A 12,128-nucleotide genomic window follows, 5' to 3' on the forward strand; every position below is an offset into this window, starting at 1 on the left:
ATCTGGGTCATGGGCGGTGTCGGCGACAACGCCCATGACCCAGCACAACAAAAATTTTTGCGCCGCTTTTTTTAAAAAGCGACCGCTTCCCTTTCCGCCAACGCGCTCAATCTTTGGCACAGCCAGCGCCGCGCCGGGTCCGGGTCGGAGCGTCGGTGCCAGGTGATCCAATGCCGAAGCGCCGGCGTGACAAAGGGCAATTCGATCAGCGCGAGATCCGCGGTGGCGCAGAATTCGGTGGCGGCGCGCCGGCTCAACACCGCAACCATGTCCGTCTGGCGCAGCACAGAGGGCGCAGAAAGCAGTGGCGCGCGCATGCCGATCTGCCTTTCGAGCCCGCCAACGGAGAGCCATCCATCGAGAAAGCTGTCATCCTCGCCGGTCGAACTCAGCACCAGATGTGGAAACGCCGCGAGGCTCGCGGCCGAGATCACCGGTTCCGCGCCTGCCGGATGGCCGCGCCGCGCCACCACGACATAGGAATCCTGGGCCAGTTCGGTCGCCATGAACCGCCCGGCGAGCGGCGTGTTGGTCACCGCGAAATCCAGCCCCCCGCGATCCAGAAGATCGCCGATATTCTGCCGTCCCACCGGGCGGATATCGAGAACAATCCCCGGCGCCTCGGCGCGGCAGGCGGCGGCCAGCGGCGTCGCCAGCGTCAGCGCCGCCCAGTTGTTCATCACGATTTCAAAGCGCTGCGTGTGCGCGGCGGGATCGAACGCCTTGCCGCCGTCGATCGCCACCTCCAGGCTGTGCAGCGCCTCGCGCACCGGCCCGGCCAGCAGTTTGGCGCGCGGCGTCGGCACCATGCCCTGCGCGGTGCGGATGAACAGCTCATCGTGGAGAGCCAGGCGCAGCCGCTTCAACGCATGGCTGAGCGCCGGCTGCGCCACGTTCAGCTGCGTCGAGGCGCGGGTCACGCTGCGCGTTTCGAACAACGCATCGAACACCGTCAGAAGATTCAGATCGAAAGACCGTAAGTTCATCAAATACCCGCAAGATCAGGACTACTTTTTGTGAACAAAAAGTAGCAAAAAAACTTTATTAATCTGGGCCATGGGCGGTGGCGCCGACGACGCCCATGGCCCAGCATAAAAGAAGTTTTTGCGCCGCTTTCTTCAAAAAGCGGCTGCCTTCTCCCTGAAAAGCCGGATCGCGAACATGAAAAAGGCGGCGCTTTGTGGCGCCGCCTTTTCATTTTAGCCAAACAAATCGGGTTTAGCCGACCTGCAGGTTCTCCGCAGAAACCTTGCCCTGATGACCAGCCTGCGTCTCATAGCGGACCTTCTGGCCCTCGTTCAGCGTGCTTAGATTGGCGCGCTGCACGGCGGAAATGTGCACGAACACATCCTTGGACCCGTCGTCGGGCTGGATGAAGCCATAGCCCTTAGTCGCATTAAACCACTTCACTGTACCTGATGCCATGTCGCATCTCCTCGCAAACAGCAATCCGCAACATGCGGACCCAAAACTCTTTCGATCGTTTGTCAGGAGGCTGGGCCGCGAAAGCAGTAAGCACGCCAAAACAAGAACGGAAAAGCGCCGTAAGGTTGTTGTAGGACAGATTCACGGCGGCGACAAATGAAGCGTCGGGAAGGAAGCAGCTACCTTTTGAAAAAACCGGCCGGGGGCGCTGAAACCCCCATGGCCGAAAGTCGCAAAGTTTTTTTGCTTCTTTTTGTTCACAAAAAGAAGCCTTTCCTTCTGTTCAAGCGCTACGGCGCGAAAGGCAGCTTGGCCTGCAATTGCGCGGCACTGGGCAGATCGGAGGCCTGAAAGCCGCCGCCAAGATCCTGGAACAGCGACACGCTGGCCAGCAGTCGGTCCTGCTGCACCGTCAGCGCCTGCTCCTGATCGCCGAGCAGGGTCAGCTGCGCCGTCACCACCGTGGTGTAGGTCACGGTGCCTGCCTGGTATTCGTTCAAGGAAATCTGCAGCGCCTTCTGCGCGTCGGCCACTGCCGCGGCTTCCACCGTCGCCTGCTGCGCCAGGATGCGCAGGCTGGAAAGATCGTTCTCCACATCCTGGAAGGCGCTGAGCACGGTCTGCCGGTAGGTTTGTACCGTCTCGTCGTAGAAATCGCGCGCCGCGGCGACGCTGGCGCTGCGCGTGCCGCCCTCGAACAACGTCCCCGACAGGCTCGCCCCCAGCGACCACAGGCTGTTGGAGACCGAGAACAGCCCGCCGATCGGGTCGGCGGCATAGCCGCCCAGCGCCGACAGGCTGAGATTGGGGTAATACGCGCCGACCGCGACACCGACTCCGGCATTGGCCTCGGCCATGCTGCGCTCGGCGGCGGCGATGTCGGGGCGGCGCTGCAGCAGCGTGCTCGGCAGGCCGGGCGGCGGCACCGGCACCGTGGCGATCAGGCTTCCCGACGGGATGGTGAGATCCGCCGGCGCGCGGCCCAGCAACACGGCGATGGCGTGCTCAAATTGCGCCCGCGCCACGCCGGCATTGATCAGTTGCGCCTGCGCGCCCTCGAGCTGGGTGCGCGCGGTGATCACATCGGACGGCGGCACGGTGCCGGCATTGTACTGGTTGATGGTGATCTGCAGCGCCTGCTGGTCCGCGACAACGGTCGCCTTCAATAAAGCGATCAGCGCATCGGAGGCGCGCAGATCGACATAATCGGCGGCCAGCAGCCCCTGCTCGCTCAAGGTTGCATTGGCGAGGTCGGCGGCGCTCACCTGGGCGGCGGAGACGTTGCTCTGCACCTCACGCCGGATCGTGCCCCAGATGTCCGGCGTCCAATCGACAGTCCCCTCGAAATTGCCCGAGGTGCTTGGACCGACGGAAAAACCGTTGCCCGTTCTGGTGCTGCTCACGCCGCTGTTGCCGCTGCCCTCGCCGCTGCGCGTGGCGCTGCCGGAAAGGCCAACGGTCGGGAACAGCCCGCCGCGCGTCTCCTGCACGATCTGAGTCGCTTCCTGGTAGGCGTAATAATCGGCGGCGACGGTGGCGTTGTTCACCACCACCTGCCGTTCCATCTGGTCCAGCAGCGGGTCGCCGAAGGCAGTCCACCACGCGCCTTTGGGGCCCGCCGCGGCGGCGGGTTGCGCCGGCAGCCAGCCGGCCGCCTCCTTGTAGCCGGCGGGCACCACGAGTTTCGGGCGGTGGTAGTTCGGCCCCACCATGCAGCCGGACAAAGCGAAGAGGCCAAGCGCGGGCAGCGCGCGGCGAAACGGTTTATACAAATGCAATGCCTGGATCCTGGAATGGCTTGGGGGCAAAAATAAACGCCGGCATCAACGCACTTCCACGATGCCGCCGGCGCGCGGCGCCGCGGTGTCGCGCCCGCGCAAGCGCACCGCCAGCCGCTCCAGCCACAGATAGAGCACCGGCGTGGTGTAGAGGGTGAGCGCCTGGCTGACGAAGAGTCCGCCGATGATGGTGAGGCCCAGCGGCTGACGCAGCGCCGCTCCCTGGCCGATGCCGATGGCCAGCGGCAAGGCGCCGAACATGGCCGCGAAGGTGGTCATCATGATCGGCCGGAAGCGCAGCAGGGCGGCGCGAAAAATCGCCTCCTCCGGGGCCACACCCTCGGCGCGCTGCAGCTGCAAGGCGAAATCGATCATCAGGATCGCGTTCTTTTTGACGATGCCGATCAGCAGGATCACGCCGATCAGGGCGATGATGGTGAGCGGCGTGTTCAGCATCAGCAGGAACAGCGTGGCCCCCACCCCGGCGGAAGGGATGGTGGAGAGAATGGTCAGCGGATGGAAGGTGTTCTCGTAGAGAATGCCGAGCACGATATACACCGCCGCGAGCGCCGCCAGGATCAGCAGCGGCTCGGTGTTCTGCGAGGACTGGAACGCCTGCGCAGTGCCGGCGAAGCTGCCGGTGATGGTCAGCGGCACGTCGAGATCGCTCATGGTGCGTTGGATCGTCGCCGCCGCGGTGCCGAGCGCGACCCCGGCCGGCAGGTTGAACGAGATGGTCGCGGCGACGCGCCCGCTTTGATGGTTAACCGAGATCGGCGTGGTGCCACGCTGATAGGAGGCGATGGCGGCGAGCGGCACCATGGTCTCGCTGTTGGTGCTCACCGCCGTGCCGCTCGAGGCGCTGGACTTGCCGCCGGAGGCGATCTCGTTGATCGCCTGGTTGGTCGCGGAATCCAGCGCCACCGCCATCTCGTTGGTGGTGGCGCTGGCGGTGGGGGTGCCGATCACCACGGTGCCCGCCGGCGCGTTGGTCTGCGAGGTGCCGCTGGCACTGCCGCCCGAGGTGCTGACATAGATGCGGTTCAGATCCACTGGCGACTGCTGGTACTGCTGCGCCAGCTCCATCACCACCTCGTACTGGTTCAGCTCGTTATAGATGGTGGAGACGGTACGCTGGCCGAACGCGTCATAGAGCGTGTTGTCGATCTCGCTCGGGGTGATCCCCAGCCGCGAGGCCTGGGCGCGGTTGATCACCACATTGGTCTCCAGCCCGCCATTCTGCAGATCGGAATTGACGTCGGCGAGCGTGTGCTGCGTCTTCAGCGCGGCGACGAGTTTCGGTACCCAGGTGTTGAGCGCATCCGGATCGTCGCTTTGCAGCGTGTACTGATATTCCGCGTTGCTCTGCCGGCCGCCGACCCGCAGATCCTGCGCCGGGACCAGGAAGGTCTGCGCCCCGGGAATGCGCGACAGTGGCCGGCGCAGCCGCGCGACGATGGCGGTGGCACTCACCCGGCGCTCGGCCAGCGGCTTCAGCGTGATGAACAGGAAGCCGTTATTGGTGGCGCGCCCGCCGGTATAGCTCGCCACCGAGGCCACCGCGGGATCATGCTGCACGATGGTCTGCAGCTGCATCACCTTCTGCTTCATCAGATCGAAGGAGATGCCCTGGTCGGCCTGGACCGTGCCGATGATCAGCCCGTTATCCTGTTCGGGGAAAAAGCCTTTCGGCACGACCACGAACAGCACCACGTTGAGGACGATGGTGAGCAGGAACCCGATGCCGACCAGCCGCGCATGCGCCAGCGCCCAGCGCAGCGTGCGCTCATAGAAGCGCAGCATCCCATTGAACCAGTCCTCCAGCCGTTGCAGGATCGGGTTCGGCCGGCCGGCCTTCGCGTGCTCCGGGCGCAACAGCATGGCGCAGAGCATCGGTGTGGTGGTCAGCGAGACGAGCAGCGAGATCAGGATGGTGATCGACAGCGTCTCGGCGAATTCCTGGAACAGCCGGCCGATGATGCCCGGCATCAGCAGAATCGGGATGAACACCGCGATCAGCGACAGGCTCATCGACAGCACGGTGAAGCTGACCTCGGCGCCGCCGCGCAGGGAAGCCTCAAGCGGTTCCACCCCGGCCTCGATATGGCGCATGGTGTTCTCCACCACCACCACCGCATCGTCGACGACGAACCCGATGGCAATGGTCAGCGCCATCAGCGACAGGTTGTCGAGCGAAAAGCCCAGCAGATACATCGGCCCGAACGTGCCGATGATCGAGATCGGCACCACGAGTCCCGGGATCAGCGTCGCCCGCGGTGAGCGCAGGAACGCGAACACCACGCCCACCACCAGCAGCACGGCGATGAACAAGGTATTCTCGGTATCGCTGAGCGCGCCGCGAATGGACACCGAGCGGTCCATCGCGATGCCGATCTGGATCGACGGCGGCAGCGCCGCGCGCAAACGCGGCAGCATCGCCTTGATCTGGTCTACCGTCTGAATCACGTTGGCGCCGGGGGTGGGATGGACGATCACCAGCACCGCCCGCTTGCCGTTATAGAAGCCGGCATTGTCGAGGTTCTCGACCGAGTCGGTGACGGTCGCGACATCGGAGAGCCGCACCGCCTGGCCGTCGCGATAGGCGATCACCAGGTCGCGGTATTGCGCCGCCTGGGTGGCCTGGTCGTTGGTGTAGAGCTGGTAGCGCTGCGGGCCGACGTCGAAATAGCCTTTTGGCGCGTTGGCATTCGCCGCGGCCAGGGCAGCGCGCACATCCTCCAGCCCGATACCGTATTTGTTCAGCGCGCCGGGCTGCAGATCCACCCGCACCGCGGGCAGCGCCGCACCGCCCAGCTCCACCTCGCCAACGCCGGTGACCTGCGAAAATTGCTGTTCCAGCACGGTGTCCGCGGCGTCGTAGAGCTGCCCCGGCGTCAGGGTGGCGGAGGTCAACGCCAGCACCATGATCGGCGCGTCCGCCGGATTCACTTTCTCGTAGGTCGGGTTGGAGCGCAGCGTCGTCGGCAGATCCGCCCGCGCCGCGTTGATCGCCGCCTCGACATCGCGCGCCGCACCGTTGATGTCGCGGCTGAGGCCGAACTGCACGACGATGCGGGTGGTGCCAATGCCCGATTGCGAGGTCAGCTCGGTGACATCGGCGATGGTGCCGAGATGGCGCTCGAGTGGCTCGGCCACGGTCGCCGCCATCGTCGCCGGGCTGGCGCCGGCCATGGTGGCCTGCACCATGATGGTCGGAAAAGCGACCTGCGGCAGCGGCGCCACCGGCAGCTTGAAATAAGCCAGCAGCCCCGACAGCGCGATGCCCAGCGTCAGCAGCGTGGTGGCGACCGGGCGCCGGATGAAGAGCGCCGAAAGATTCATGTGTGCGCCGCCCTGCGCCGGCGCACGCGCCGCGCCAGGTCGTCAAAGGCCAGGTAGATCACCGGCGTGGTGAACAGCGTGAGTACCTGGCTCACCGCCAGGCCGCCGACGATGGCCAGGCCCAGCGGCTGGCGCAGCTCCGAGCCCATCCCGGTGCCCAGCATCAGCGGCACGCCCGCCAGCATCGCCGACATGGTGGTCATCAGGATCGGCCGGAAGCGCAGCAGCGAGGCTTCATAGATCGCATCACGCGGCGACTTGCCCTCGACGCGTTCGGCATGCAGCGCGAAATCGATCATCATGATCGCGTTCTTTTTCACGATGCCGATCAGCAGCACGATGCCGATGATGCCGATCACGTCCAACCCGTCGCCGGCGAGCCAGAGAAAAATCAGCGCGCCGATGCCCGCTGACGGCAGGGTCGAGAGAATCGTCACCGGATGGATGAAGCTCTCATACAGCACGCCGAGCACAATATAGACGGCGACCACCGCCGCCAGCAGTAAAAACACCTCGTTAGAGAGCGAGCTCTGGAAGGCGAGCGCCGCACCCTGGAAGCTGGTCGTCAGCGAGGCCGGGAAATTCAGCTCCTTCTCGGCCTTCTGGATGGCGTCGACCGCGCCGCCGAGCGAGGCGCCCTGGGCCAGGTTGAAGGAGATCGTGGTGGCCGGGAACTGGCCCAGATGCTCGATCATCAGCGGCTCGGGCTGGGTTTCGAAGCTGGCGATGGCCGAAAGCGGCACCTGCCCGCCGGCGGCCGACGAGGATGGCAGATAGATCGCGCCCAGCGAAGCGATGCTGGTCATCTGCCGCGGGTCGACGGTCATGATCACGCGGTACTGGTTGGTCTGCGTGAAAATCGTCGTGATGATGCGCTGGCCGAACGCGTCGTACAGCGCGTTGTCGACGGTCGCGGCGGTGACGCCGAAGCGCGAGGCATTGGTCCGGTTGATGTCGATATAGACGCTGTTCCCGTTCGCCTCCAGCTCGCTCGCCACATCGGTGAGCTGCGGCAAGGCCTGCAGCTTGGCCATCAGCCGCGGCACATAGGTCGTAAATTCACTCGAATTGAGGTCTTCGAGCACGAACTGGTACTGTGTCGGCGAGACGGTGGTGTTCAGCGTCAGGCTCTGCACCGGCTGCATATACAGGTGCACGCCGGGCACGCTTGCCAGTTCCCGGTTCAGCCGGCGGATCACCGCGTTGGCGGAGGGCCGCTCGCCCTTCGGCTTCAGGTTGATCAGGAAACGCCCCTGGTTCAGCGTCGTATTGGTGCCGTCCACGCCGATATAGGAGGTCAGGCTAAGCACCGCCGGGTCCTTCAGGATCACGTCGCCCAACGCCTGCTGATGCTCGGCCATCGCCGCGTAGGAGGTGCTCTGCGCGGCCTGGGAGAAGCCCTCGATCTGGCCGGTGTCCTGCACCGGAAAGAAGCCTTTCGGGATGAACACATAGAGCAGCACGGTCAGCACCAACGTGCCGACGGCGACCAGCAGCGTCGCCTGCGCATGCGCCAGCACCCAGGTGAGAGCGCGCCCATAGCCGGCGATCAGCCGGTTGAAATTGCGCTCGTTCCAGGCCTCGAACCGGCTCGGCCGCGCGCTGCCTTGCTCGCGCAGCAACCGCGCGCACAGCATCGGCACCAGCGTGAGCGAAACGATGGCGGAGATCACGATCGTTACCGCCAGCGTGATCGCGAACTCCGAGAACAGCCGCCCGACCACATCGCCCATGAACAGCAGCGGGATCAGCACCGCGAGCAGCGAGACGGTGAGCGAGATGATGGTGAAACCGATCTGCCCGGCGCCCTTCAGTGCGGCTTCCAGCGGCGTGTCGCCCATCTCCAGATAGCGCGCGATGTTCTCGATCATCACGATGGAATCGTCCACCACGAAGCCGGTCGCCACGGTCAGCGCCATCAGCGACAGATTGTCGATCGAGAAGCCGCACAGATACATCACCCCCAGCGTGCCGATCAGCGAGACCGGCACCGAGATGCTGGGAATGATGGTGGCGCGGAAATTGCGCAGGAACACGAAGATCACGGCAACGACGAGCAGGATGCTGAGGCTCAGCTCGAATTCGGCATCGTCGACGGAGGCGCGGATCGAGGTGGTGCCGTCGCTCATCACGCTCACCTGCATCGAAGCCGGCAGGCCGTTGGTGAGCATCGGCAGCTCGCGCTTGATCGCATTCACGGTGGCGATGACGTTGGCGTTCGGCTGGCGCTGCACGTTGAGGATGATCGCGGGCACGCGGTTCGCCCAGGCGCCCAGCTCGGCATTCTCAGGGGCGGAGATGATTTTCGCCACCTCGCCGAGATAGACCGGCGTGCCGTTATTATAGGCGACGATCAGCGAGGCGTATTGCGAGGCCTGCGTGACCTGGTCGTTGGCGTTGATCGCATAGCTCTGCGCCGGGCCGGAGAAGCTGCCCTTCGGCGAGTCGAGGGTGAGGTTCGTGATCTGCGTGCGGATATTGTCGATGCTGAGCCCGTAGCTGGCGAGCGCCAGCGGGTTCACCTCGACGCGGATCGCCGGGACGTGGCCGCCGCCGATGCTGACCAGGCCGACGCCGGGAACCTCGGAGATTTTCGAGGCCAGGCGAGAATTCGCCAGGTTCTCGAGATCGGTGAGGTTCATGGTCTTCGAGGTGACCGCCAGCGTCATGATCGGCGCGTCGGCCGGGTTCACCTTGGCATAGATCGGCGGCGCCGGCAGGTCCGCCGGCAGCAGGTTGCCGGCCGCGTTGATCGCCGCCTGCACCTCCTGCTCGGCGACGTCGAGGCTGAGCGACAGGTCGAACTGCAGCGTGATCACCGAGGCGCCCGCGGAACTCTGCGAGTACATCTGGTTCAGCCCCGCCATCTCGCCGAGCTGGCGCTCCAGCGGCGCCGTGACCGTGTTGGTCATCACCTGCGGCGAGGCGCCGGGATAGAATGTCTGCACCTGGATCGTCGGGTAGGTGACGTCCGGCAGCGCCGAAACCGGCAGGAACTTGAACGCGACCAGCCCCGCCAGCACGATGGCGATCATCAGCAGCGATGTCGCCACCGGCCGCAGGATAAAAAGGCGGGAGGGATTCACGGCTGCGCGGGGGCCGGGGTGGCCGTGCCTGACGGGCCGTTCGCTGGGCGGTGATGACGATGGCCGTGCTGCTCGGGCGGCGGATCCGCAGGCGTTGCGGCGGCGCCTGATGCGGCGATGACCATGACCTTGGCCCCGGCGCTGAGCCGATCCACGCCATCCACCACCACGGTCTGGCCCGGCGTCAGCCCCTTGGTGATCACCGTATTGGTGCCGTCGCTGGGGCCGGTGGTCACCGCCTGCGCACTGACCGTGTTGTCGGCATTCACCACATACACATACGTGCCGGGCGAGCCGGTCTGTATCGCGGGGTTGGGCACCAGCGTGGCGTTGGTGAGCGTATTCACCAGCAGATGCACGTTGACGAATTCATTCGGGAACAGCTGCTTGTCAGTGTTGGCGAAATCGGCGCGCAGCTTCACCATGCCGGTGCTGGTGTTCATCTGGTTATCCACGGCCGAGAGCGTGCCCTGTTCCAGCTCGGTCGTGTCATCGCTGGAATAGGCGGTGGCCTGCAAGGTCGCCCCCTGCCCCAGCCGCACCAGCACCGGCGCCAGATCGTTCTGCGCCACGGAAAAGATCACGGTGGTGGGCGCGATGGTGGTGACCACGCCAATGCCGGTCGCACTCGCGGCGGTCACGTAGTTACCAGGATCGACCAGGCGCAGCCCGATCCGCCCGGCCACCGGCGAGGTGATATGGCAATAAATGAGGTCGAGCTTGGCGGTGTCGATGTTCGACTGATCGACCTGGATCGCCGCGATGTCCTGAGCGACCAGGAATTGCTGGTCGCTCACCTGCTGCTCGGCGATCGATTGCTGCCGCGCCAGCAGCTCGTAACGCGCCAGGTCCGAGCGGGCCTGGGCCAGTGCGGCGGTGTCCTTGGCCAGCGTCGCCTGAAATTGTTCAAGCTGGATCTGATAGGGCCGCGGGTCGATCTCCGCCAGGAACTGTCCCTTGGTGACGTCTTCGCCCTGGGTGAAGGCGACCTGCGTGAGATAGCCGCTGAGCTGCGGCACCACGGTGACGGTGGCGACCGGCGTGACGGTGCCGAGCTCGTCCAGCACCTCCGGCATCGAGCCGGACACCACCTTCGCGACCCCCACCGCCTGCGGCGCCACCATGCCGTGACGATTGCCGGAGCCGGAATGCCGGTACCAGACAAAAGCAACCAGCAGGACCACGATCCCCGCAAAAACCCAGCGCGTCTTGCCCTTGCCACGCTGCTCGACCGGATCAACCACGCAAAACCCCTTCACAAGACTTGCGCCGTCTATAGCTCAGTTACAAAAGGGTTGTCCCATGCCCCTGCGTACCGGTGCATAACAAATGGTAACGCGGCGTGGCCCGTGCGGGGATAAGGAAAGCAGGCGCTTTTTGAAAAAAGCGCCGCAAAAACTTTTGACTTCGCTGGGTCATGGGCGGTGTCAGAGACACAGCCCATGACCCAGCATTAATAAAGTTTTTTTGCTTCTTTTTGTTCACAAAAAGAAGTCTTCTCTTGCCTTCAGGCGGCGAGCCGCTCCAGACCGCCCATATAAGGCCGCAGCACCGCCGGAATCGTCACCGAGCCGTCCTCATTCTGATGATTTTCCAGCACCGCGATCAGCGCCCTGCCGACCGCCACGCCGGAGCCGTTGAGCGTGTGCACGAAGCCCAGCGTCTTGCCGTCGGCCTCGCGGTAACGCGCATTCATCCGGCGCGCCTGGAAGGCACGGGTGTTCGAGCAGGAGGAAATTTCCCGGTACATTCCCTGGCCCGGCAGCCAGACTTCCAGGTCGTAGGTTTTTGCCGCCGAGAAGCCGGTATCGCCGGCGCAGAGCAGCATGCGGCGATAGGGGAGTTCGAGCCGCTCCAGCACGGTCTCGGCGCACGCGGTCATGCGCTCATGCTCCGCCTCGCTCGCCTCCGGGTGCACGATGCTGACCATCTCGACCTTGGTGAACTGGTGCTGGCGCAGCATGCCGCGCACGTCGCGCCCGGCGGAGCCGGCTTCTGAGCGGAAGCAGGGTGTCAGCGCCGTCAGGCGCAGCGGCAGCGCCGCGCAGGGGAGAATCTCAGCCGCGGCGAGGTTGGTCAGCGACACTTCGGCGGTCGGGATCAGCCAGCGCCCGTCGGTGGTTTGAAACAAATCCTCACGGAATTTCGGCAGCTGGCCGGTGCCGAAGGCAGCCGCGTCGTTCACCAGCAGCGGCACCATCGTCTCGGTATAGGCATGCTCGGTCACGTGCAGGTCAAGCATGAACTGCCCCAGCGCCCGCTCCAGCCGCGCCAGGCCGCCGCGCAGCACCGTGAAGCGCGAGCCCGCAAGTTTCGCCGCGGCGGAAAAATCCATCAGCCCCAGCGCTTCGCCGAGCTCGAAATGCTGGCGCGGCGCAAAATCGAAGCGCGGCACCTCACCCCAAACCTTGAGCTGAAGGTTGGCGGTCTCGTCCGCGCCCTCGGGCACGTCATCCGCCAGGAGATTGGGGAGGGATTCCAGCGCCGCCTTGATATC

Annotated in this window: 7 protein-coding genes; all 7 read right to left on the reverse strand. The window is 64.9% G+C overall.

Annotated elements, in window-relative coordinates; genetic code table 11:
• Window positions 1-71 precede the first annotated feature (71 nt).
• Window positions 72-986 (reverse strand): LysR family transcriptional regulator, encoded by a 915-nt coding sequence (locus VGG47_RS11850; protein WP_331538762.1) that lies wholly within the window; start codon window positions 984-986, stop codon window positions 72-74.
• Between the two features lie 232 nt (window positions 987-1,218).
• Window positions 1,219-1,425: a cold-shock protein gene (locus tag VGG47_RS11855; RefSeq protein ID WP_325395966.1), complete on the reverse strand. Its 207-nt coding sequence runs from the start codon at window positions 1,423-1,425 to the stop codon at window positions 1,219-1,221.
• A gap of 290 nt (window positions 1,426-1,715) precedes the next feature.
• Window positions 1,716-3,197: an efflux transporter outer membrane subunit gene (locus tag VGG47_RS11860; RefSeq protein WP_331538766.1), complete on the reverse strand. Its 1,482-nt coding sequence runs from the start codon at window positions 3,195-3,197 to the stop codon at window positions 1,716-1,718.
• A gap of 51 nt (window positions 3,198-3,248) precedes the next feature.
• Window positions 3,249-6,545: an efflux RND transporter permease subunit gene (locus tag VGG47_RS11865; protein ID WP_331538768.1), complete on the reverse strand. Its 3,297-nt coding sequence runs from the start codon at window positions 6,543-6,545 to the stop codon at window positions 3,249-3,251.
• Window positions 6,542-9,631 (reverse strand): efflux RND transporter permease subunit, encoded by a 3,090-nt coding sequence (locus tag VGG47_RS11870; RefSeq protein WP_331538770.1) that lies wholly within the window; start codon window positions 9,629-9,631, stop codon window positions 6,542-6,544. The genes VGG47_RS11865 and VGG47_RS11870 overlap by 4 nt, the downstream gene beginning before the upstream one ends.
• Window positions 9,628-10,875, reverse strand: coding sequence for an efflux RND transporter periplasmic adaptor subunit (locus tag VGG47_RS11875; RefSeq protein WP_331538772.1), 1,248 nt, complete (start codon window positions 10,873-10,875; stop codon window positions 9,628-9,630). Before VGG47_RS11875 ends, VGG47_RS11870 begins: the two co-directional genes overlap by 4 nt.
• Before the next feature lie 263 nt (window positions 10,876-11,138).
• Window positions 11,139-12,128 (reverse strand): serine--tRNA ligase (gene serS / locus VGG47_RS11880; protein ID WP_331538774.1); only part of this gene is annotated, 990 nt, incomplete at its 5' end.

The organism is Acidocella sp. (assembly GCF_036489515.1).
GTDB lineage: Bacteria > Pseudomonadota > Alphaproteobacteria > Acetobacterales > Acetobacteraceae > Acidocella.